Consider the following 23,058-nt stretch of genomic DNA (forward strand, 5'->3'; position numbering starts at 1 on the left):
ACTCCTCACGCGTCTCGATGAAGTTAGAGCGCCGGCTTCATGGCATCAGCGAGAAAGCCGTGCAGCGCCGCCACCACCTGCGCGCCCTCGCCGATCGCGCCGCCGACGCGCTTGACCGAGCCGGAGCGCACGTCGCCGACGGCGAACACGCCGGGCACCGAGGTTTCCAGCGGCGAGGCGGACCGCCCGTCCTTCTGGGTGCATTGCGTGCCGGTCACCACGAAGCCGCCGCGATCGACCATGACGCCGCATCCTTCGAGCCATGTCGTTGCCGGATCGGCGCCGACGAACAGAAACAGGTTACGGATATCGAGCGTGTGTTCTTCCGGGGCGAGGCGGCTGCGCCAGCGCAGGCGCGTCAGCGCCGCTTCGGCGTCGCCTTCGAGGCCGACCACTTCGGTATTGAACATCAATTCGATGTTGGGGGTCGCCTCGATGCGCTCGATCAGATAGCGCGACATGCTGGCGCCGAGCCCGCCGCCGCGGATGATCATGTAGACCTTGCGCGCGTGGGCAGACAGGAACACCGCGGCTTGCCCTGCGGAATTGCCGCCGCCGACCAGCACGACATCCTGATCGACGCACAGCTTGGCCTCGATCGGCGAGGCCCAGTACCAGACGCCGCGGCCTTCGAACTTCGCGAGGTTCTCGATCTCCGGCCGGCGATAGCGCGCGCCGCTCGCCACCACGACGGATTTGGCGCGCATCGTTTTCCCGCAATCGGTCGCCAGCGCAAAGACGCCATCGGGGCGGCTGCAATCGAGCGAATTGATCGAGACCGGGATCAGCATGTCGGCGCCGAATTTCTGCGCCTGGGTGAAGGCGCGCCCGGTCAGTGCCTGGCCGGTGATGCCGGTCGGGAAGCCAAGATAGTTTTCGATCCTGGCGCTGGCGCCGGCCTGGCCGCCGAACGCCCGCGAGTCGAACACCGCGACCGACAATCCTTCGGAAGCCGCATAGACGGCGGTGGCAAGGCCCGCCGGGCCGCTGCCGACGACCGCTACGTCGTAAAGCTTTTCATGATTGTGGTCACCGATCATGCCGATCGCGTAGGCGATCGCCGGCTCCGACGGATTGCGCAGCACCCGCCCGTCGGCAATCACGACCAGCGGCAGCTCGGCGCGCGAGCTGGCATAGCGCGCGACGAGGTCGGCGGCGTCCTTGTCGGTGGCGGGATCGAGAACGTGGTAGGGCTGGCCGTTACGCCCCAGAAAATTCTGCAGCCGCGCCATGTCGCCGAGCGAAGGCGGTCCGATCAATACCGGGCCGCCGGCGCCGCCCTGGATCAGGCTGACCCGGCGCAGGATCAGCGCCCGCATGATCCGCTCGCCAAGTTCGGCTTCCGCGACCAGCAGCGCCCGCAATTGATCCGGCGGGATCAACAGCGTCTCGACATCGCCTTCGGCATGGCCGTCGACCAGTGCGGGACGGCCCGAAAGCTGGCCAATCTCGGCCAAAAATTGCCCCGGCCCCTGATCGATGATGGGCGTGACATGACCGAGGCCGTCGCGCTGGGTGATCGCGACATCGCCTGACAGCACAACGAACATGCCGGGCCCCTGCTTGCCGGTCTCGAACAGGGCTTCGCCGTCCTTGTAGCTGCGCAGCTCGCCGAACCGGCGCATGCGCTCGATTTCGGGAGGCGTCAGCGCCGGAAATGTCTGCTCGTAACGTGGAAACGCGTTGGTCGCCGCGCCGGTCGCCGGACCAGCCGTGGTGTCTGCACTCATGATCGCCACCCAAAGTAACAAGGTCTGTGCGATGAGCCGTCAGGCCGCCCGGCGAGCGATCGGGGAATTCCCCTCTCCACTACTGGCCCGTCTTTTCTTCGCTGGCGTCATCTAGGGAGGCATTGGGGCTTTCGGAAGATGCGCCGCCATCGCTACGCCCGCGCGCCTGCGACTTCCGCCGCTTGAGATTTTCGCGCAGCGCCAGCTTCAGCCGGTCGCGTCGTGAATCCTTCACATCCGCAGCCGTCTTGCCCGCGCCCTTGCCTTGATCGCCCGTCATCGCCAATCCGTCGAATATCCTTGCTCGAAACAGAGGCAGCCCAACCCACCGCCCGCTGCCGCCGGAACATAGTGCGTTTCGCTGTCCCTCGCCTCAACCACCGTATACCTGCCGATAGACAATTGCAGACGCGACCATGATTCGACGCTCCGGGGAACCGGACTGGCCGGAAGTTGATCGTTTTGAAGGGGTTCGCCGGCCACCACGGCAATTTTTGACGATTTTGGGCCCTTCCCGGCCTGCCCGCGTGCTTGCGCCAGAGGGGTCCTTGTGGCAAGAACCGGCCGCCTAGTGGGAGGCCGTTTGGGCCGATTCCCAGAGATACCGGGCATGCTGCCGTAGCTCAGTGGTAGAGCACTCCATTGGTAATGGAGAGGTCGACAGTTCAATCCTGTCTGGCAGCACCATTCCTTCCAGTGATAACCGAGGTCTTATTACTGTTCTCAGCCGTCCGCGCCTACCGGCCAAAGGTGCGTCGCATATCCTGCTCGAATCTTTCCTGCCGCTCCCTGGCCTCGGCTTCCAGCTTCTTGCTTTCCTCCTTCTGCCGTTTGACCGTCTCCGCCCAGTATTTCTGTTGCTCGCGCGCTTTTGCGCTTTTTTCTGCGCGGGCCTGACGCTCCTGCGCCTGCCCCGGCATCTGCCACAGCCCGGTGAGATTGGTCAGCACGACGGCGATGCCGATCAGCAGGGCAGTGATCTTGACGGTGTCCCAGCGCGAGATGGCCCTTGGGTTTTCTCCCATCGCCACAACGTCCGGCTTCGGCGCGGTGGGAGCCATGATGGCCTTCGCAACATTTTGAGTGCCCGGCGATGCCGTCGCACTTGACCCGACACTTGACACCACACTTGGCACGCTCGTTCTTGCCGGCTCGGCGGCCGGCGTATCGCGAAAGGCAAGCCAGCGCGCCTCGACCGCTTCGCGGAGCGCCTTTGGCTCGACCGACACGAGCTCGTGGTGCAAGGCCATCTGGACCTGCGAGCCCTTGGGGATGAAGTTGGCGCTCCAGCCGGGGCCGCGCAGGATGGGCGAGTCGACGAAGATCCGCTGGTCGTAAAATGACTTCGAAAGCAGAACCACGGTGACGTCGCGCAGGACCAATAGATGGCGTGTCGCGGCGTACCCAAATTGGAAGAACGACCAGTACGTCGCTTCAACATCGATCGTGCCTATAGCCTGAATTTCGCGCCAGGGGATCAGGACCTCCTTGACGAAAGGGATCCGGTAGTGGATGCCCGCGGGCGAAAGCGTAAATAATGGCTTGCCGGGATTCGAGCGTCGCCAGAGCGTAACAGCAACCAAGCCAGCGCCGAGCACCCAGCAGAGGACGATTCCGACGATCATCCACGGCTCGCGGTCGAGATCGACCAGCGCATATATCAGGAGACCCAGAAAGATCAGCAGGAGACCGGTCGGCAGCAGCCTGACGATGGCCGTGGTTGACCTGAATTCCAGCGTTTGATGGATATCCTGACCGCTGACATTCATGGCTTCGGCTCTCCACCGCGGGAATGATAGCGAGCAGCTAACCCGCTCAACACGGACTGCGACGGTCCGGTGCGGAGCAGCGAGGCGCCATGCGCTTATCTGTGGCGAAGAATTGGTCGGGCCGGCGTAGATCGTGGTTCAGCCGCAATCAGGAAAATCAGCGCGGCTTGTGCTCCCGCTGGCTTATTCCGAGCCCAGCGCGACGTTGCGGAACGCCTTGACCAGCGATCCCTCCAGCTTGCCATCCATGCCGCAGAGGATCTGGTAGGCATCGGGCCGCGGCATCGGCGGCCGGTAGGGCCGCGACTCGATGAGGGCGGCGAAGATGTCAGAGATCGTCAGCAACCGGACGAGATCGGAAATCTCCGAGCCTTTCAGCCCATCCGGATAGCCGGAACCATCAAGATATTCGTGATGGTGCCGCACACCGTCCAGAATCTCCGGAGTGATGCCGGCTACGCCCTTCAAGAGATCATATCCGATCACGGGGTGCCGCCGGATGATCTCCTCCTCCTCAGGGTCGAGGCGGCCCGGCTTGTCGAGGATCGCCAGCGGAATGCGCGCCTTGCCGATGTCATGCAGGGTCGCCGCCAGCCCGAGCCGCGATACGTCGGCGCCGGAGAAGCCGATATCGAGGGCGAAGCCGACCGCAACGCCGGTGACGAGCAGGCAATGCTGAAACGTGCCCTCGTGATAGCGGCGCACCTCGTCGAGCCATGTCGACAATCCGTCCCGCCCGACGCGGTTGATGATCTTCGACGTCGCACGCTTCGCATCGGCGACTTGCACCGGCTTGCCGAGACGCACATTCGAAAACATCGAGGCGAAGGCTGCCACGCCTTCGTCCATATCCAATCCCGGAGCCGCGGCGTTGTCCGCCGCGGCTTCCGCCGCTTCGATCTGCGCAACCTTGAGAATGGCTTCCTTGGGGCGCGAAATGACCGAGGTCGCGCCGAGCGCATGAGCCTGCGCCACCATCGAACGGGAGAGATTGTGAACGACGAACAGCTTCTCAGGGATCCCGGCGAGGTCCCGCAGAATGAACCTGAGTTGGTCGACGCGCGGCATCTGCCGCAGGTCGACGTCGACCATCAGCACGCCGTGCGACCGGATCCGAGTGCCGTCACCGCCCAGCAGCCAGGGGACGACGGCATGCTGCGGCTCGAGCATGGCTCGAATCGCAGGCAACTTCGTCGGTTCGTCTGTGACAAAATAGACGAGCATCTCGAGAAAGGTCCGTACGTACGAATATTAAAGAAATCGTCCCTCGACGCTGAAGAACAGAAAAGAAAAATTGAACAATCTTGCCGGTGTTTCGGAACGCCGAGCCCACACTCGGCGCCATCAGCATCAGGTAGTTTTAACGTATCTCATTGTTGGACATCGGGGCTACCTTGCCGTTAAGCGGCTACCTCGTATAACTACGTACCCCAACTGAGGGACGCGGTTCGGCCTCAAAAGACAGAAATCGAGGACATCGTCAGTGAGTGATCTGTCGTCTCGAAACAATTCGGGAACCGAAAGATCGACGCTGTATGCTTTGCTCTCGGTCGGCTGCCTGTTTGCCGCCGGCCCGGCATCCGCGCAGGCCGATCTCGCCGGCGCGACCACGAAACTCACGCTGCAGGTCGCAACCGCCATCCTCGGCGAAAAATGCCGTCGCGTCGAGGCGCCGAACGCCGCCTCCTTCGCATCGGTAGCACTGCACCGGACCTTTCACGACGATTTCGACGCGCATCCGTTAACGGACGGTAGATGGGCGTCTTACTACGCCGGCGGCGCTGCCTGGCCGGAAGCGCGTTATTGGGGTGGCGAGGGGTCCGATTTCAGGCGCAAGACCAGCTATAATGGCGAACAGCAGATCTATGTCGATCCGCGTTATGGCGGACGCGAAACGACGCCGCTCGGCCTCGATCCGTTCAAGGTCAGCGACGGCATTCTCTCGATCACAGCCAGCCGCACCCCGCCGTCGCTGAAGGCCGTGCTGTTCAACAATGAATATATCTCGGGCATCCTGACGACCCAGAGCCGGTTTGCCCAGAAGTACGGCTACTTCGAAATCCGCGCCAAGGTACCGGTCGGCACCGGCGTGTGGCCGGCGTTCTGGATGCTGGCCGATGACGGCGGCTGGCCGCCCGAAGTCGACATCATGGAGGGCCGCGGGCAGCGGCCGGGCGACATCGTGATGACGACGCATTGGCGGATACCGGAGACGCAGCGCGTGGAACGCTGCGGGTTTGACTTCATTGTGCCCGACGCCCCGACCGCGTTCCACGACTACGGCGTGCTGTGGCAGCCGGATCGCATCACCTATTTCATCGACCGACAGCCGGTCTCCGAGATCAAGGTCCCGGTCGGCTTCCACGAACCCATGTACATGATCGTGAACCTTGCAATGGGCTCGAAGACTCTCGAGGGCGTGGGCTTCGTCGACGGCGAATCTCCCAATATTGTCGCATTCGAGATCGACAGGATATCCGCCTACCAGATCGACGAACGCTGACCGGAGACCATGATGTTCGGAAAATTCTCGCGCCGGCATTTTGCAAAGCTGGCGGGCCTGTCCGCCCTTGGCATGGCGGCGCGTCCGGCTGAAGCCGCCGCGCAAGCAGCAGCCGACCGGCCCGCGCCGGCGAGCTTTCCGAAAGACTTCGTGTGGGGCACCGCCACCTCGTCCTATCAGATCGAGGGCGCCGTCAATGAAGACGGCCGCGGCCGCTCGATCTGGGACACCTTTTCCCACACGCCGGGCAAGATCGAGGACGGCACCACCGGCGACCGCGCCAACGAGCATTATCACCGCTACAAGGAAGACATCGGCCTGATCAGGGAAGTGGGCGCAAAAGCCTACCGGTTTTCGATCGCGTGGCCGCGGGTGTTTCCCGAAGGCACCGGCAAGCCGAACGACAAGGGCCTCGACTTCTACGACCGCCTCATCGACGAACTGCTCAGGCAGGGCATCGAGCCCTACGCGACGCTCTATCATTGGGACCTGCCGCAGGCGCTCGAGGACAAGTTCGGCGGCTGGCGGTCCAGCGAAACGTCAAAGGCATTCGGCGATTACGCCGGCGTTGTGGCGGCGCGTATCAGTGATCGCGTCAGATCGATCTTCACGATCAACGAGGCCGGAAGGTTCGTGAATTTCGGCTACGGCTGGGGCGTCGATGCCCCCGGACTCAAGCTGCCGGACGCTGATGTCAATCAGGTCCGCCACCATGTGGCGCTGGCGCATGGCCTTGCCGTGCAGGCGATCCGCGCCCATGGGCGCAAAGGCACCAAGGTGGGGCCGGCCGAAAACATCGCGGCCTGCGTGCCGGCGTTCGACACGCCGGAAAACGTCCGCGCCGCAGAGATCGCGACGCGCGAATTGAATTCAGGCTTCCTCGGCGTCATCCTGGAAGGCAAGTACACCGACGGCTTCCTGCAGTTCGCCGGCAAGAACGCACCGAAATTCACCGATGCCGAATTGAAGATCATCTCGCAGCCGAACGATTTCGTCGGCCTCAACATCTACGCGCCGCAATTCTATATCGCCGCTTCTGACAAGGCGCCGGGCTGGAGCGTGCTGCCCTTCCCCGCCTCATTCCCGCACATGAATTCGGAATGGCTGCGCGTCGGCCCGGAGACGATCTACTGGGCGCCGCGGCTGGCGGCAAAGGTCTGGAATATCGAGACGATCTATATCAGCGAGAACGGCACCTCGTCGGAAGACAAGCTTCGCGCCGACGGCCAGGTCTACGACCTCGATCGCATCATGTACTTGCGCAACTACTTGCGGCAATTGCAGCGCGCGACGTCGGAGGGCGTGCCGGTGCGCGGCTATTTCCTCTGGAGCCTGATGGACAATTTCGAATGGATCTTCGGCTACGAGAAGCGCTTCGGGCTCTATCACGTCGACTTCGAGACGCAGCGGCGGACGCCGAAACTCAGCGTCGCCTTCTATCGCGACGTGGTGGCGCGGAACGCGATCGGCGTCTGAACGCTGTCAATACCGCGCGGCTTGCCGCAGCGGCGCCGAGCCTTCGGAGATCGAGCGCTGCTCGACGTCGGTTGCCACAGTCGTGACGGGTTGCTGCGCGACTTTGCGCGAAGATTCGTGACCGAGAAACATGCCTGCAGCCGTGAACATCAGCACGACATAAAGAGCGAACATGCCGCCGACCAATTTCCAATAAATCTCGCGGGCCTCGGGTGTAAGGCTTTCAAGTAATCGGCGCATGGTTACCCTCCTCATCAGGAAACCTAATAGGCTGCGTATAGACCCCACGCCTGATCTGGTATGTGACGCACTTCACAGAGGTCGATTTGTAATGGAGAAGCCGTGACCGGGGCCGAACTGAAGAAACTTCGACAGCATCTCGGCGAGGCCATCGGCCAGCCGCTGTCGGTGGCCGACATGGCCAAGCTCTGCGGACTGCCGGCCGCTGATGGCGCCGACACCATCCGCAAATGGGAGATCACCGGTCCGACCGGGCCGGTCGCCGAACTGCTGCGCATCCTGGCGATGGCCAGCGACCACTATCCGATCCTCGAAATGTTCAACGTGTTCGACCGCCACGACGTGCCGGTGAAAGACCGCCCGGCCCGCCGGCAGGCCTTCCGCGAGCAGATGCGCAGCGACGTGCGCCGCCGCATTGGTTAAGCAAAGCTTGCTCCGAAGCGGTAGAGACTTACCGAAATTAAGCCTTTGCTTACCTTTGATTAGGCCTTCATTAAGTACAAAAAACGTTTGTCGGCCAATGGGTTGGGTTACAGCCCGCTGTCACCTCGGAGTGACAGCATTTTAGATAAATGCAGTCTAAGTCCGTGGCCATGTGATGCCCCGCACGAGGGTGTCGCCGAACGGTTTTCGGAGACCAACACCATGAAGAAGATCCTCGCAGCCCTCGTGGCCTTCGTCGCCCTCACCGCCGCCGCGCCCGCCCTGGGCGCCGATCTCGGCGGGCGCTCCTACTACAAGACGCCCCCCGCCTATGCGGCCCCGCTCTATAACTGGACCGGCTTCTATCTCGGCGGCCATATCGGCGGCGCCTTCAGCGGCAGCAACGATTTCAATGGCACGGTGCTGAGCGATTCCCGCGCCCGCCTGCTCGGCGGCGTTCAGGCCGGCCTCGACTGGCAGTTCGCGCCGAACTGGGTGCTCGGCACCGAGGGCCAGTATTCCTGGCTCGGCAAGAACAACCTCACCGCCACCTTCCCCGGCGGCTACGTCTATACCAACGATCAGCGCGGCCTCGGCTCGATCACGGCCCGCATCGGCTACACCTGGGGTCCGGGCCTGATCTACGTCAAAGGCGGTTATGCCTATTCCGACAACAGCGAGCGGGTGACGCTCGGCGGCGTGCCAATCGCCTTCCTGCTCGACGGCAATCACAGCAACGGCTGGACTGTCGGCGCCGGCCTCGAATACATGGTCGCCCCGAACTGGTCGGTCAAAGGCGAGTACATGTATTACGATTTCGGCAGCAGCCGCTTCGTGAGCCCCGTCGCGCTGGCGCCGTTCGGAAGCTTCCACAATGACGACCACACCTTGAAGCTCGGCGTCAATTATCGCTTCAACTTCGCAAGCCCGGTCGTGGCACGCTACTGAGCGCTTTCAACCGCGAATTGCAGAAGGCCGGCTTTCACGCCGGCCTTTTTGTTTTCGTTCTGCGCCTTGCGGTTTTCCGGTCCCCGGAAAAATCCGCAGCAAAACGCCGCACAACTAAAATTATGGCGAAAAACGTTCCGTTTTTCCAAACTTGTTAACCGGGTATCGCGATACTGCCGCGCGAGGAAACATCCCAAGGTAGCGTAGACGGGGCAGCGGGCAGATGGCGGTACAATCGAATTTGCGAGACAAGGGTTTTCGCTTCGGCGTCAGGGGCAGCCTGTTTGCCGCATTCGCCGTCATCGCCGGCATGGCGATCGTCATCTCGGCCGGCGCCGGCCTGATGCTCGGGCGGCTCGGCGGGACCATGGTGGACTTGAGCGGACGCGACATTCCCCGCCTCGCCGCCAGCCTGCAACTTTCGGCGCAGAGCGCGAGCCTTGCCAGCCAGGGACCGGCGGTGCTGGCCGCGCGCAGCGAGCAGGCGCTGAGCGATCGTACCCGGAAAATGAAGGAGACCCAGACGGTCGCGCTGCAGAAGCTCGGCGAGATCGTCGAGCTCGGCGCCGACAAGGCGGTGGTTGCCGCACTCACCGAGAACATGAAAAACCTCGACGAGGTGATCAAGAGCCTCAGCTCGGCCGCGCAGGAGCGGCTTGAACTGGCCGCCCAGCATGAAAGACTGTACGAGGCCGTGCGCAAGGCGCAAAGGCGCTTCATTTCCGCCGCCGGCCCAGCCGCGATCGACGCCCAAACCGAGCTCTACAGCATCTACGCCGCCCCTAGCTTTTCCCAAGCCGATGCCATCAAGGCCCACAAGACGGCTGACCAGCTCGCCGACATCGCCGCCAGCGGCAATATGATGGCGTTCGACATGATCGCCGCGCTGTCGGCGACCAACGGCGATACGCTGGAGACCATCGGCAAGGAATTCCGCACTGCGCAGGCGCGCGTGAAGGCGAATGCCGAGCAGTTGCCGAAGACCACTGCGATGAATGTCGTCCGGAAGGCAACGTTGGACCTGCTGGCGCTCGCCGAGGGCAAGACCGGCGTCTTCAAGGTCCGCCAGCAGGAGCTGGACGCCGACGATTACGGCCAGACCATTCTGGAGGAAACCCGCAAGCTCAATGTCGGTCTCGGCATCAGCGTGCAGCAACTGGTCGACGCCGTGCAGAAGGAAACCAACGCTGCCGCCTGGCAGGCGCGTCAGGATATCTCGTTCGGCACCATGGTCATGCTCGCCCTCGGCATGATGACGCTGGTCGGTTCGGTGTTGTTCGTGTGGCTCTATGTCGGCCGCAACATCCTGCGGCGGATCAGCAACCTGCAGCACTCGATGCAACTGCTGTCCAGCGGCGATCTCGAAACGCAGGTCTATCAGACCCACCACCAGGACGAGATCGGCGTCATGGCGGATTCGCTGCAGGTGTTCCGCGAGAGCATGATCCAGAGCCGCGCGCTGTCCGCCGAACAGGACAAGGACCGCATCGTCAAGGCCGAGCGCGCCAACCGCATGGAAGCCCGCATCGTCGAGTTCGAAAGCACCGTTCGCACGGCGCTCGACAGCCTGCAGACCGCGGCGGGCTCGATGCAGTCGACGGCGCAAAGCATGTCGGCGACCGCCGATCAATCCAGCGCGCTGGTGACCGCGGTGGCCACCGCCGCCGAGCAGACCTCGGCCAATGTGCAGACCGTGTCGTCGGGCACCGAGGAACTGTCCTCCTCGATCGAGGAAATCGGCCGTCAGGTCATCACCTCGTCGGAGATTGCCCGCAAGGCGGTCCAGGACGCCGGCGCCACCGACGCCACCATGCAGGGACTTGCCGACAATGCAGCGCGGATCAGCGTGGTGGTCGATCTGATCCAGACGATTGCCTCGCAGACCAACCTTCTGGCGCTCAACGCCACCATCGAAGCGGCGCGCGCCGGCGATGCCGGCCGCGGCTTCGCGGTGGTCGCTTCCGAAGTGAAGAGCCTCGCCAACCAGACGGCAAAGGCCACCGACGAGATCCGCCAGCAGATCGTCAGCATGCAGACGGTGACGGAAAGCGCCGTATCCGCGATCCGCAACATCAGCAGCACGATCGCCGAGATCAACGAGGTGACGACTGCGATCGCGGCCGCGGTCGAGGAACAGGGTGCGGCGACGCGCGAGATCGCGCGCAACATCCAGCACGCCGCCGGCGGCACCAGCGAAGTCTCCAACAACATCGTCGGCGTCTCCAGCGCCTCGGCGCAGGCGGAGACCGCCGCCGACGAAGTGCTGACCGCCTCCGACGCGCTGCGCCGCGAGGCCGACGTGCTGCGCGCGGAAATCGACGCGTTCCTGTCGAATATCCGGGCGGCGTAGCCGAGTGTGCCGGGCGGCGGCGGCGCCGCCGCCGCCAGCCTGGCCGACAAAAAATGCGAAAACAACCCCATGCAAAGTAGCCGGGCACACCGCGTAGCATCGGGGGCATGCGCCACCGTCGGCCATGCCCGGTGGCACGGGATTGCGCCGTAAACTCATGCATTTGAGCCCGGCGCCTTGCGTTCCCCCAGGGGCGCGCGGACACCGCCATCGCTCTTTTCGGCTAGCGCGGCGCCGCCTCTACCGCTAAGCCGGTAGCATGCATTCGAAAACCGACACGGTGCAGTCCTCGGCCGAGGCACTGCGATACCCCTTCGAAAGCCATCCCGGCCACGATCAGGTCGTCGAGGTGGTGCCCGGCGTGCTCTGGGTCCGCCTCAAGCTGCCGTTCCGGCTCAACCATGTGAACATCTACCTGCTGGCCGACGGCGACGGCTGGGCGATGGTCGATTCCGGCTTCGGCAATGAGGAAACCATCGCGGCCTGGACCGCCCTGTTCGAGGGGCCGCTCCGGCACGTGAAGGTGACGCGGCTGATCGTCACCCATTCGCATCCCGATCACGTCGGCCTTGCCGGGTGGATCACCGAGCGCTTCGACTGCCCGCTGCAGATGTCGCAGGTCGAATATTTGCAATCGGTCTATCACCAGAACCGCGGCACCGAGGAGCGGCGCAACGCGCAGCGGCTGTTCTTCCGCCGACACGGCATGGACGAGAGCCTGACCGACAAATTGCTCGGCCGCGGCCAGGATTATCTGAAGCGGGTCTCGGTGCTGCCGCCGTCCTATCGCCGCATCTCGCATGGCGACGAGGTCGTGATCGGCACGCGGCGCTTCAAGGTCATCACCGGCGGCGGCCATGCGCTCGACCAAGTGATGCTGTATTGCGCCGCCGACAAGCTGTTCCTCTCCGCCGACCAGGTGCTGAGCAAGATCTCGCCCAATGTCAGCGTCTGGGCGGTCGAGCCCGACCAGAATTCGCTCGGGGAATATCTGGCCTCGCTCGCCAGCCTCACCACCACGCTGCCCTATGACGTGATGGTGCTGCCCGGCCACGGCGTGCCGTTCTATGGGCTGAAGACCCGCATCAAGCAGCTTGCCGATCATCACGAGGACCGCTGCCGCCTGATCGCGGAAGCCTGCCGGGAAGTGCCGCAGACCTCCAAGGAGCTGGTGCCGGTCGTGTTCCACAAGCACGTGCTGGACGAGCACCAGATGGGCTTTGCCGCCGGCGAGCTGGTCGCGCATGTCAATTACATGCTGGTCGAGGGGCGCCTGACCTGCGAGGTCTCAGACGGCATACTGCGATTCCGCACCACCTGAATTCGTGAGGCAATCATGCCCACCGAACCAACGCAGCCAACGACGCACGAGGATATTCGCAATCTGGCGTCGCGAAACGATGTCGAGGCGATGGATACCCTTCAAAAGTTGACTACGGCAAGCGATCAGTTTCTGCGTCGCACAGCTTTGGAGATCATCGGAAGGCACGCGCGCGGGCGCGAGCTGACCGCAAGCGTTCTTGGCGCGCTTCGTGACTCTTCTGAGTATGTCAGGCGCACAGCTTGTGCGGTTGTAGAACAATGGAAGTTGGTCGAGGCGCATGATCTGCTGCTTCCCCTGCTGGCAGAGCCAGCGGCGTCCACGCGAGAGAGCGCGCTACGAGCTCTGTCCGTGATTTGGGATGACGCAGACTTTCAGGCCGTCCTCGAAATATACAAGAAAGATCCCGAAATCTCCGTTCGGCGGCAAGCTGCCTCGGCCTTGAGGCAGCAGCCTCACGGTGAAAATTGGCGTGTGCTCTTCGCTGACTTTTTCCGTGATAAGCTTCCGCGGCATCGCTCGTGGGCTTGCGAACTGGCGGGGGCTCACGGCGAATCTGACATCTTGCCGCTCCTGGCACCCCTCTTGGATGATCGAGACGGTCACGTCCGAAGAGCCGCTGCGCACGCCAGCCAGGCGATTGCACGCCGTAGCCAACCGTCGGCGAACTGATCGTCACGTCAACTACATGCTGGCGAGGGGCCGGCTGACCTGCGAGGTCACGGACGACATATTGCGGTTCCGCACCACCTGACGCGCAATGGCGCCTTGCATTTTCGGAAGCGAAATACCGAAAGTGCAAATCCCGCCTAGCGCCTTGATCCCGGTCAACATTTGCGCCGGCTAAGTAGCATCCCGGAGGCGCGCGGAAATGTGGGAAATCGCATAGACATCAAAGCTGGAAAGGCTCTAAAAAGGCCTCACGCCAACCCGGCCGGTTCCGTTCCAGGTCTTGTGATGGATTACAGCAAATTTTTCCAAACCGCCCTCAACCGTCTGCATGACGAGCGGCGCTACCGCGTTTTCGCCGATCTTGAGCGGATTGCCGGCCGTTTTCCGCATGCGGTCTGGCACTCGCCGAAGGGCAAGCGCGACGTCGTGATCTGGTGTTCCAACGACTATCTCGGCATGGGCCAGCACCCCAAGGTGGTCGGCGCCATGGTGGAAACCGCGACGCGTGTCGGCACCGGCGCGGGCGGCACCCGCAATATCGCCGGCACCCATCATCCGCTGGTGCAGCTCGAACAGGAACTGGCCGATTTGCACGGCAAGGAAGCTTCGCTGCTATTCACCTCGGGCTATGTCTCGAACCAGACCGGCATCTCGACGATCGCAAAACTCATCCCGAACTGCCTGATCCTGTCTGACGCGCTCAACCACAATTCGATGATCGAGGGCGTTCGCCAGGCCGGCTGCGAGCGGCAGATCTTCCGCCACAACGACCTCGCGCATCTGGAAGAACTCTTGATTGCGGCAGGTCCCGATCGGCCCAAGCTGATCGCCTGCGAGAGCCTTTACTCGATGGACGGCGACGTCGCGCCGCTCGCCAAAATCTGCGATCTCGCCGAGAAATACGGCGCCATGACCTATGTCGACGAGGTCCATGCGGTCGGCATGTACGGCCCGCGCGGCGGCGGCATCGCCGAGCGCGACGGTGTCATGCATCGCATCGACGTGCTGGAAGGCACGCTCGCCAAGGCCTTCGGCTGCCTCGGCGGCTACATCGCGGGCAAGGCCGAGATCGTCGACGCGGTCCGCTCCTATGCGCCGGGCTTCATCTTCACCACCGCGCTGCCGCCGGCGATCTGCTCGGCCGCGACGGCTGCCATCCGCCACCTGAAGGCCTCGAACTGGGAACGCGAGCGCCACCAGGACCGCGCCGCCCGGGTCAAGGCGATCCTCAATGCGGCCGGCCTGCCTGTGATGTCGAACGACACCCACATCGTGCCGCTGTTCGTCGGCGATCCCGAGAAGTGCAAGCAGGCATCCGACCTCCTGCTCGAAGAGCACGGCATCTACATCCAGCCGATCAACTATCCGACGGTCGCCAAGGGCACCGAGCGCTTAAGGATCACACCCTCGCCCTACCACGACGACGGCCTGATCGACGGGCTCGCCGAAGCGCTGCTGCAGGTCTGGGACCGCCTCGGCCTGCCCGTGAAGCAGAAATCGCTCGCGGCCGAGTAACCCTACCCCTGCTAATCCCAGCTAATTGGGCCGGTAGCGCGGTGCGCTGCCGGCCCAAAGCGTTTATACTCTCCTTACGGCTGCTGGCCGTGAAGGGAGATATGCAGCGATGCTGCACGACTGGGGCGTAATCGCCGCCGCGTTCGCCTATATCGGACTGCTGTTCGTCGTCGCCAGCTATGGCGACCGCCTGTCGCCGAGCCAGCGCGGCCGCGCCGGCATGCTGATCTATCCGCTGTCGCTGGCGATCTACTGCACCTCCTGGACCTTCTTCGGTTCCGTCGGCTTCGCCACCCGCACCAGCGTCGACTTCCTCGCGATCTATGTCGGCCCGATCCTGATGATCGGGCTTTGCACGCCGCTGCTGCGGCGCGTGATCCAGCTTGCCAAGTCGCAGAACATCACCTCGATCGCCGACTTCATCGCGGCGCGCTACGGCAAGAGCCAGGCGGTCGCCGGCACGGTGGCGATGATCGCGATCGTCGGTTCCGTGCCCTACATCGCGCTGCAGCTCAAGGCGGTGGCGTCGTCGCTGGAGACGATCCTGAGCGAGGACAAGCTGTTCTCCTCGATCCCGATCATCGGCGACATCGCGCTGGTGGTGACGCTGGCGATGGCGGCATTCGCGGTGCTGTTCGGCACCCGCCAGACCGACGCCACCGAGCACCAGCACGGCCTGATGCTGGCGGTCGCCACCGAATCCATCGTCAAGCTGGTGGCCTTTCTCGCCGCCGGCGCCTTCGTCACCTTCTGGATGTTCACGCCCGTCGAGCTGATCGAACGCGCGATGAAGACGCCGGAGGCGGTGCGCGCCATCAACTATGCGCCGTCGATCGGCAATTTCCTCACCATGACGCTCCTGTCGTTCTGCGCGATCATGCTTCTGCCGCGACAGTTTCACGTCAGCGTGGTTGAGAACTCCAGCCCCGAGGAGGTCAGCCGCGCCCGCTGGCTGTTTCCGCTCTATCTGATCGCCATCAACCTGTTCGTGATTCCGATCGCGCTCGCCGGCCTCGTAACCTTCCCGTTCGGCGCCGTGGACAGCGACATGTACGTATTGGCGCTGCCGATCGAGGCGGGTTCCCCGTTGCTGAGCATTGCCGTCTTCGTCGGCGGCCTGTCGGCCGCGACTGCGATGGTGATCGTGGAATGCGTCGCGCTCTCCATCATGGTCTCGAACGACATCGTCTTGCCGCTGGTGCTGCAGCGCAGTCCCGCGACGCGCCACGGCAGCAAGGATTTCGGCGACTTCCTGCTCAGGATTCGGCGCTTTGCAATCTTCGGCATCATGGTGATGGCGTATTTCTACTATCGCGCGCTCGGCAACGCGCAGCTGGCCGCGATCGGCCTGCTGTCGTTTGCAGCACTTGCCCAGCTGGCGCCGGCCTTCTTCGGCGGCCTGTTCTGGCGCGAAGGAACCGCACGCGGCGCCATGACCGGCATGCTGGTCGGCTTTGCGGTGTGGGCCTATACGCTGTTTCTGCCGAGCTTCCTGGAAGGCAATCCCACGGGCCTGCTGCTGCTGCAACACGGACCATTCGGCATCGAGGCGCTGCGTCCGCGGGCGCTGCTGGGCGCCGATCTGCCGCCACTGATGCATGGCGTGCTCTGGTCGCTCTCGCTCAACATCCTGACCTACATCGTGATGTCGATCGCGCAACGGCCGTCGTCGATCGAACGGCTGCAGGCCGACCTGTTCGTCCCCAACACGCTGACGCCGATCACGCCGACGTTCCGCCGCTGGCGGACGACCGTTACCGTGCAGGACATCCAGAGCACGGTGGCGCAATATCTCGGCCCCGAACGCGCCGCCCAGGCCTTCCAGACCTTTGCCGCCGATCATCCCGGCACTCTCGATCCGGCCGCGCCGGCCGATTTCGAATTGCTGCAATTTGCCGAACGCCTGATCGCCTCCTCGATCGGCGCGGCCTCCTCGCGCCTGGTGATGTCGCTGCTGTTGCGCAAGCGCACCGTCTCCGCCAAGGCCGCGCTGAAGCTGCTCGACGATTCCCACGCCGCGCTGCATTTCAACCGCGAGATCCTGCAGACCGCGCTCAACCATGTGCGCCAGGGCATCGCAGTGTTCGACGCCGATCTGCAACTGATCTGCTCGAACGCGCAGTTCGGCGAAATTCTCGCGCTGCCGCCGCAACTGGTGCAGCTCGGCATTCCCTTGCAGGAAATCCTCGAATTCATGGACGCGGTCAGCCCGTCCGGCGCCGGCGATTCCGATGCGCTATTGGCGCGGCGGCTGGAGGCCTACACCACCGTGGGCGAGCCCTATCTGGAGCGCCTGCCCGACCGTCACATGGTGATCGAGGTCCGTTCCAACCGCATGCCGGGCGGCGGCCTCGTCATCACCTTCTCCGACGTCACCCCGAGCTTCGAAGCCGCCGAAGCGCTGGAGCGCGCCAATGCGACGCTGGAAAAGCGCGTGCGCGACCGCACCGAGGAATTGACGCGCCTGAACTCGGAACTGGCGCAGGCCAAGAGCACCGCCGAGGACGCCAACATCTCGAAAACCCGGTTTCTGGCGGCGGCCAGCCACGACATCCTGCAGCCGCTCAATGCGGCACGCCTGTATGTGACGAGCCTCGTCGAACGGCAGAACGGCGGCGAGGATTCCCGCCTGGTCGAGAACATCGACGACTCGCTGGAGGCGATCGAGGAAATCCTCGGCGCGCTGCTCGACATCTCGCGGCTCGATGCCGGCGCGATGGCGACCTCGATCACCAGCTTCAAGATGGCCGATCTGATGCGCTCGCTGGAGATCGAGTTTGCGCCGATTGCCCGCGCCAAGGGGCTGGAGCTGACCTTCGTGCCCTGCTCGCTGCCGGTGCAATCCGACCGCTCGCTGCTGCGCCGGCTGCTGCAGAATTTCATCTCGAACGCGATCAAATACACCCCGCGCGGGCGCGTGCTGGTCGGCTGCCGCCGCCACGGGCAATCGCTGCAGATCGCCGTCTACGACACCGGCGTCGGCATTCCCGTGCTGAAGCGCGGCGAGATCTTCAAGGAGTTCCACCGCCTCGAGCAGGGCGCGCGGATCGCGCGCGGCCTGGGCCTCGGCCTGTCGATCGTCGAGCGGCTGGCGCGGGTGCTCAACCACGGTATCGCGATCGACGCCAACGCCAGCGGCGGCTCGGTGTTTTCGGTGACGGTGCCGATCGCCAAGGGAGTCAACCATACCGCCGCCGTCACCAGCGCGACGCCGCTGTCGAAGACGCCCATGAGCGGCGCCCTGATCGTCTGCATCGAGAACGATCCGGCGATCCTCGACGGCATGAAGACATTGCTGACCGCCTGGGACGCCGAGGTGATCGCGGTGGCCGACCCGGAAGCCGCGATCGCCGCGATCGAAGCTTCCGGCAACAGCGTGACCGGCCTTCTGGTCGACTATCATCTCGACCGCGGCAACGGCGTCGCCGCGATCCGTGAGATCCGCCGCCGTTTCGGCGAAAACATTCCGGCCATCCTGATCACCGCCGACCGCAGCCCGAACGTCCGCGCCGCCGCGCGCGAGGAGAACATCGCGATCCTCAACAAGCCGGTGAAGCCGGCCTCGCTCCGGGCGCTGCTCGGCCAGTGGCGGGCGCAGCAGATGGTGGCGGCGGCGGAGTGATACGCACCGTCATTCGGGGCGATACGTTAGACCGTAGGATGGGTGGAGCGAAGCGATACCCATCACCCCGCGGCACATTCAACGCCGCTCGCCAAACTCACCGTCCAAACAGGAAACATCGCCTGCCCAATCCTCCGGGTAGACACCGTGTTCCACCATGCGGTGGAACGACGAATACGGCCAATCCCTGACACGTGTCACAAGCCCATGTTTGACTGGATTGATATGAACGTAATCGATATGGCGCGAAAAATCGTTCTCATCGCGAATCGTGTGTTCCCAATACCGTCGCTGCCAGATACCGCGTTCTCCTTTGCGGGCGCGGCTACTCGAAATCGGCTCGCCGGCAGCTAGCCTCCGGGAGAACGATGTCTTGATAAGCCGCCACCGCGTGGAGAAATCCGCATCGCCTTCCGGTAGCGTCCAGACCGTGTGGAGATGGTCAGGCAGCACCACGATCGCGTCGATCGCGAACAAATGATGCCGCTGCGTCTCGCGGAAGGCTGCCCGCAGTGCATGGATATTGTCGGTTAACAACCGAAGCCGACGATCCGCCAGATTGACCGTGAAAAAGAAACTGCCTCCGGCAATGAAATTGCGGCGATAGCCGGTCATGCGCCCATGCTCGGGTGCCGAAGTGATGGGTATCGCTGCGCTCCACCCATCCTACGGCCTGTCCTCTACCCCGTCGGCGTGCCCTGGCGCCACTGGCCGCCGGAGATCTTTGCCGCCGCGATGACCGCCTGCGTCCGGCTTTCGACGCCGAGTTTCTGCAGGATCGCGGAGACATGCGCCTTGATGGTCGCCTCCGACACGCCGAGTTCGTAGGCGATCTGTTTGTTGAGCAGGCCTTCCGACAGCATCATCAGCACGCGCACCTGCTGCGGAGTCAGCGTGACCAGGCGGTCGCGCAGCCGCGCCATGTCGGGATCGTCGGCCGACGACAGATCGGTGTCCGGCGGAACCCAGACATCGCCCTCCATCACCTTCATGATGGCGTCGCGCAGCGTCTCGACGCCGAAACGCTTGGGGATGAAGCCCGAGGCGCCGAAATCCAGCGACCGCCGGATCGTGCCGGCGTCGTCGCTGGCCGATACGATCACCACCGGGATCGCCGGGTATTGCGCACGCAAATAGATCAAGCCGGAAAATCCCGAGATCCCCGGCATGGTGAGATCGAGCAGGATCAGGTCGACGTCGGAATCCCGTTCGAGCAGCGCGGTGAGATCGTCGAACGATCCGGCCTCGCTGATGGTGGCCGATGCCACGACGCTCGCGACCGCCTGCCGCAACGCGTCGCGGAACAGCGGATGGTCATCGGCGATGACGAGGTGTGTATTGGCAGCGGCAGTCATTTACTTCTTGCGAAAAGCGTTGCGACAGGCCGGTGACGGCTTTCCGTAGGCCTGCCAAGCGGTTTTGCAATTGTCCCCTGCCCGGCTGTTGCATGCAAGCGCGCAATCCTTTCACGCGGTAAAGCAGTTAATTGCCAGATTTGTGCACCGCAACAAGCTTCTGCATTCGCAATCAATCCTTGAACAGGAGATCGCGGGTCAATTCATCGATAGCGGTCACGGCCTGAAGCGCCGCGCGCAATCGATCGCGGTTGCGAGGCGACAATCGCTTGACCGAGACCGCGTTGGTGGTCGGCGTCCCCGTGGCGATATCCTCAATCTGCTGCGACAGGATGAGATCAAGGAACACGCCCTCCGCCTCGACCAGCGCATCGAGATCAGTCTCGCTCACGTGAACGAGCGCCTTCACGCCAGCGAGCCGCGCCGGCGTCGATCGGTCCATCACGTGGTAGCGGATCGCCATGGCCCGCGCCGCGGCGACAATGCCGAACAACCCGGCCGCCTTGAGGTCGATGCGGCCGCCCTCGGTGCGAATACCGCCGAAAAGTTTCAGGCTCGCGGGGATGCCGATGCCTTCGACCAAAAGCTTGGCGAACGCAACCTGGCCTTCGGCCGCAGCGAAGGCGGCCTGCCTCACCGCGACGGCAAGACTGCCATCGCCGTGGACGGCTCGCAGGTCGAAAAAGATGTCGACGGACAGCAGATCCGCAGGATCGGAGCGTGTGATCCAGTGGTCGATCCGATCCCGCCACGTTGCGACCGAACCACGCCAAGGCGCGTTCTTCGCCATCACGCCACCCCTACAATAGGGCACGCCGACTTCATGCAGGATATCCGCGACAAGCGTCCCGAGCGCGGCGAACCAGCGATCCTCTTCGCCGTCCGGTTCGCCGCGCTCGAAGATCACCGCATTGTCCTGGTCCATCGCCAGCAGGCTTTCGCCGCGGCCGGCCGAGCCGAGCACGATCATGGCATAACCGCATGGGGGATCGCCCTGGCCACGCTGCCGCATGATCCGTTCGGCGATCACGGCGGCCTGCCCGGTGAGCGCGCCGAGCTCACGGGAAATCACTTCCGCGATGTCGCGGCCGGACAGCCCTTCCGCCATCAGCGATTCCGCGACGCGCGGCAGCTTGGCCCAGGCAAACGCCAAGGCGTGCGCGTCCGCGGCATCGTCGATCTCCTCGCCGAGCGAAATGGCCTCCCCGGCGCGCAGCCGCAGCAGGTCTCGCGCGGACAATGCCCCGATCACGCGGCCGGCTTCATCGGTGACGCCGAGATGGCGGGTCTTGAGACGGTTCATGCGGCCGATGGCGCGATAGACAAAAGCGTCCGCGGAAACCGCCGCGAGCGGCCGGCTCATGATCTCGCTGACCGGCAAATCGAGTGCGGCGGCGCCGAAGCGGGCGATCGCGCGCAGCACGTCGCGTTCCGTGACGATGCCTGCCTCCGCGGCCTTCACGTCGCCCGAGGCAGCGTTTGGCGCCACATACACCGCCGACGTTCTCTCGCTCGCCAGCCGCGCGAGGGCGTCGTGGACCGAAATGCCCGATGCTACAAAGACCGGAGGCATCCGCATGATGTCACGATTGCGGTGCCGATAGGCGTAGCTGTCGAAACGTTTCAGCGTTCGCTCCGCATCGGCATGTTCCGGAGCTTCGACGGCCTGGATCCAGCCGCTCCGCGCCTCATCATCGAGGACAGAGGTAAGGGCGAGGCAGGCCCGTTCGGCCTCGGCAATGGTACGGATGCTGTGGTCGCGCAGCTTCGGCACCAGCGCCAAAAACACCCGCGCCGCCGTTATCGCGTCGCCGAGCGCGGAATGCCGGCCGACGACGTCTACGCCCAGCCAGGCGGCGAGTTCGTCCAGCGAATAGCCGGCCAGTTCAGGTGCGGCGATCTGCGCGAGTTGCCGCGTGTCAAGCGTGCGTGGCCGTATCCACGGCAGGCCGGCGAGATCGCATTCGCGCTTCAGCACCGCAAGGTCGAACCCGACCGCGTGCCCGATTACCAGCGCCTGGCCGAGAAACGAGCTGAAGCCCGGCCAGACCTCGGCAAACAACGGCGAGCCTGCGACCTTGGCGTCGTCGATGCCATGGATGCGCGTCGTCTCGGCGGGGATCGATTGATCGGCCGGCCGCAGCAATTGACGGAAGGATTCGCCGGCAACCAGCTTTCCGGCCGCGAGGCGCACCCCGGCAAGCTCGATGAGCCGCGCCTTGCGCGGATCGAGTCCGGTGGTTTCGGTATCGATGACAACGGCGTCGAGCGACAAAAGCGGAGCCCCGCCATTTGTCCTGTCCATCGACCCCTCCCTCGCCAGCGGGTTGCGCGCATGCCCATTGGAAGCCCAATGTTAGCACCGCCCGGGCGAGGTCCTACTGCCGCAGTGCGCTTGTCACGGCAGGCGCATCGATGCGGTCAACCAGTTCGTCATGGATGTTACACAGGCTGACGCGCAGGTAGTTGCGCGTCGTATCGAAATCTCGCCCGCGCAGCTTTTCGTGAATCGGCATCATCGCAAAATAGGCTTCCGCCAGCGGCTCGGGAATGTCCATCACACGCTTGGGCGCATACTCACCGAGGAGGTCGAGCCGATGCTCCAGCTCCCGCCGGGCCTCCTGCCAGGAGACCTCGCCGATCGATGGCGGTACCGAATAACGGTCGAAGACCGAAAGGACGATGGCGATGATCTGGTCGAGAAGCGCCCGGCGCTCATCCCCGGCATGCGGGCGCAACACCCCCTCGACCATCTCGCTGACCATCGAGAGACCGAGCGGAAATGCCTGCCAGCGCGAATGTTCGACCGATTTGGCGAAGCCTTCCTCGGCAAACAGCACCTTGGCGTAATGCCCTGCGCGAGCGCGCGAATACTCGTAGATGCCCTTTTGCACGATAAACGCCGATTGCGCATCGATGAAGTCCGCGAGCGCCTCCCGATCGCGAATTGGCGGACGGGGACGAAACAACTTTTCGAACAGCTTCATCGCGGTCTCATCCAGCTCGATCGCCCCGGGTCAGTCGTCAGCTTAGCTTATCTCGTCCCTGCCAAGCTCAATGTTTTCCAGGCCGCGTCGTTAGCAGTTGCGGCAATTTCCATTCTCAACGCTTCACGATTGTTCGCAATTGCAGCA

At 63.8% G+C, this 23,058-nt stretch carries 18 protein-coding genes and 1 tRNA gene; 10 read left to right on the forward strand and 9 right to left on the reverse strand.

From position 1 onward, the window contains the following. Positions 1-23 precede the first annotated feature (23 nt). Both AC0QUY_RS20895 and AC0QUY_RS20900 read right to left on the reverse strand, forming a co-directional pair. A complete protein-coding gene (locus tag AC0QUY_RS20895; protein ID WP_475388186.1) occupies positions 24-1,730 on the reverse strand; it encodes an FAD-dependent oxidoreductase in 1,707 nt (568 codons plus the stop codon). Positions 1,731-1,809: 79 nt separating this feature from the next. After that, complete coding sequence (locus tag AC0QUY_RS20900; RefSeq protein WP_161850435.1) at positions 1,810-2,010, reverse strand: hypothetical protein; 201 nt, start codon at positions 2,008-2,010, stop codon at positions 1,810-1,812. Between the two features lie 332 nt (positions 2,011-2,342). Here AC0QUY_RS20900 and AC0QUY_RS20905 point away from each other — a divergent pair. Continuing rightward, positions 2,343-2,417, forward strand: a tRNA-Thr gene (locus AC0QUY_RS20905). A gap of 50 nt (positions 2,418-2,467) precedes the next feature. Here AC0QUY_RS20905 and AC0QUY_RS20910 read toward each other — a convergent pair. Together AC0QUY_RS20910 and AC0QUY_RS20915 are read right to left on the reverse strand one after the other, a co-directional pair. Next, the gene (locus tag AC0QUY_RS20910; RefSeq protein ID WP_475388187.1) at positions 2,468-3,355 is read right to left on the reverse strand and encodes a hypothetical protein; all 888 of its coding nucleotides are present in this window, start codon (positions 3,353-3,355) and stop codon (positions 2,468-2,470) included. 327 nt (positions 3,356-3,682) lie between these two features. Then, a complete protein-coding gene (locus tag AC0QUY_RS20915) occupies positions 3,683-4,669 on the reverse strand; it encodes an HD-GYP domain-containing protein (RefSeq protein ID WP_475388188.1) in 987 nt (328 codons plus the stop codon). Between the two features lie 313 nt (positions 4,670-4,982). Here AC0QUY_RS20915 and AC0QUY_RS20920 point away from each other — a divergent pair, with 313 nt between their 5' ends. Together AC0QUY_RS20920 and AC0QUY_RS20925 are read left to right on the forward strand one after the other, a co-directional pair. Then, positions 4,983-6,002, forward strand: a complete 1,020-nt coding sequence (locus tag AC0QUY_RS20920; protein WP_475388189.1) for a glycoside hydrolase family 16 protein — start codon at positions 4,983-4,985, stop codon at positions 6,000-6,002. Between the two features lie 12 nt (positions 6,003-6,014). Next, entirely contained in the window at positions 6,015-7,478 is a 1,464-nt protein-coding gene (locus AC0QUY_RS20925; RefSeq protein WP_475388190.1) for a GH1 family beta-glucosidase, read from the forward strand. Positions 7,479-7,484: 6 nt separating this feature from the next. On the opposite strand, the gene AC0QUY_RS20930 is transcribed toward AC0QUY_RS20925, so the two are convergent. Beyond that, on the reverse strand, positions 7,485-7,718 hold the full coding sequence (locus AC0QUY_RS20930; RefSeq protein ID WP_475388191.1) for a hypothetical protein: 234 nt from the start codon (positions 7,716-7,718) through the stop codon (positions 7,485-7,487). Between the two features lie 102 nt (positions 7,719-7,820). On the opposite strand from AC0QUY_RS20930, the gene AC0QUY_RS20935 reads away from it, so the two are divergent. From AC0QUY_RS20935 to AC0QUY_RS20965, 7 genes are all read left to right on the forward strand, one after another. Then, positions 7,821-8,141 (forward strand): helix-turn-helix domain-containing protein, encoded by a 321-nt coding sequence (locus AC0QUY_RS20935; RefSeq protein ID WP_161850440.1) that lies wholly within the window; start codon positions 7,821-7,823, stop codon positions 8,139-8,141. A 222-nt stretch (positions 8,142-8,363) separates the two neighbouring features. After that, positions 8,364-9,089, forward strand: a complete 726-nt coding sequence (locus AC0QUY_RS20940) for an outer membrane protein (protein ID WP_161850441.1) — start codon at positions 8,364-8,366, stop codon at positions 9,087-9,089. Between the two features lie 223 nt (positions 9,090-9,312). Then, positions 9,313-11,439 (forward strand): methyl-accepting chemotaxis protein, encoded by a 2,127-nt coding sequence (locus tag AC0QUY_RS20945; protein WP_475388192.1) that lies wholly within the window; start codon positions 9,313-9,315, stop codon positions 11,437-11,439. A 259-nt stretch (positions 11,440-11,698) separates the two neighbouring features. Beyond that, on the forward strand, positions 11,699-12,760 hold the full coding sequence (locus AC0QUY_RS20950; RefSeq protein ID WP_161850443.1) for an MBL fold metallo-hydrolase: 1,062 nt from the start codon (positions 11,699-11,701) through the stop codon (positions 12,758-12,760). 15 nt (positions 12,761-12,775) lie between these two features. Next, positions 12,776-13,432 (forward strand): HEAT repeat domain-containing protein, encoded by a 657-nt coding sequence (locus AC0QUY_RS20955; RefSeq protein ID WP_161850444.1) that lies wholly within the window; start codon positions 12,776-12,778, stop codon positions 13,430-13,432. Between the two features lie 285 nt (positions 13,433-13,717). Then, complete coding sequence (gene hemA / locus AC0QUY_RS20960; protein WP_161850445.1) at positions 13,718-14,947, forward strand: 5-aminolevulinate synthase; 1,230 nt, start codon at positions 13,718-13,720, stop codon at positions 14,945-14,947. A 109-nt stretch (positions 14,948-15,056) separates the two neighbouring features. Continuing rightward, the gene (locus AC0QUY_RS20965) at positions 15,057-18,569 is read left to right on the forward strand and encodes a PAS domain-containing hybrid sensor histidine kinase/response regulator (RefSeq protein ID WP_475388193.1); all 3,513 of its coding nucleotides are present in this window, start codon (positions 15,057-15,059) and stop codon (positions 18,567-18,569) included. Between the two features lie 78 nt (positions 18,570-18,647). Here AC0QUY_RS20965 and AC0QUY_RS20970 read toward each other — a convergent pair whose 3' ends face one another. The 4 genes from AC0QUY_RS20970 to AC0QUY_RS20985 form a co-directional block, all read right to left on the reverse strand. Beyond that, positions 18,648-19,184 carry an REP-associated tyrosine transposase gene (locus AC0QUY_RS20970; RefSeq protein WP_475388194.1) on the reverse strand — a complete coding sequence of 179 codons (537 nt, stop codon included), beginning with the start codon at positions 19,182-19,184 and terminating at the stop codon, positions 18,648-18,650. 65 nt (positions 19,185-19,249) lie between these two features. After that, positions 19,250-19,924, reverse strand: coding sequence for a response regulator (locus tag AC0QUY_RS20975; RefSeq protein ID WP_475388195.1), 675 nt, complete (start codon positions 19,922-19,924; stop codon positions 19,250-19,252). A 172-nt stretch (positions 19,925-20,096) separates the two neighbouring features. Next, positions 20,097-22,229 (reverse strand): DUF294 nucleotidyltransferase-like domain-containing protein, encoded by a 2,133-nt coding sequence (locus AC0QUY_RS20980; protein ID WP_475388196.1) that lies wholly within the window; start codon positions 22,227-22,229, stop codon positions 20,097-20,099. Positions 22,230-22,302: 73 nt separating this feature from the next. After that, positions 22,303-22,911 (reverse strand): hypothetical protein, encoded by a 609-nt coding sequence (locus tag AC0QUY_RS20985; protein WP_475388197.1) that lies wholly within the window; start codon positions 22,909-22,911, stop codon positions 22,303-22,305. Positions 22,912-23,058 lie beyond the last annotated feature (147 nt).

The organism is Bradyrhizobium sp. WYCCWR15520 (assembly GCF_056174665.1).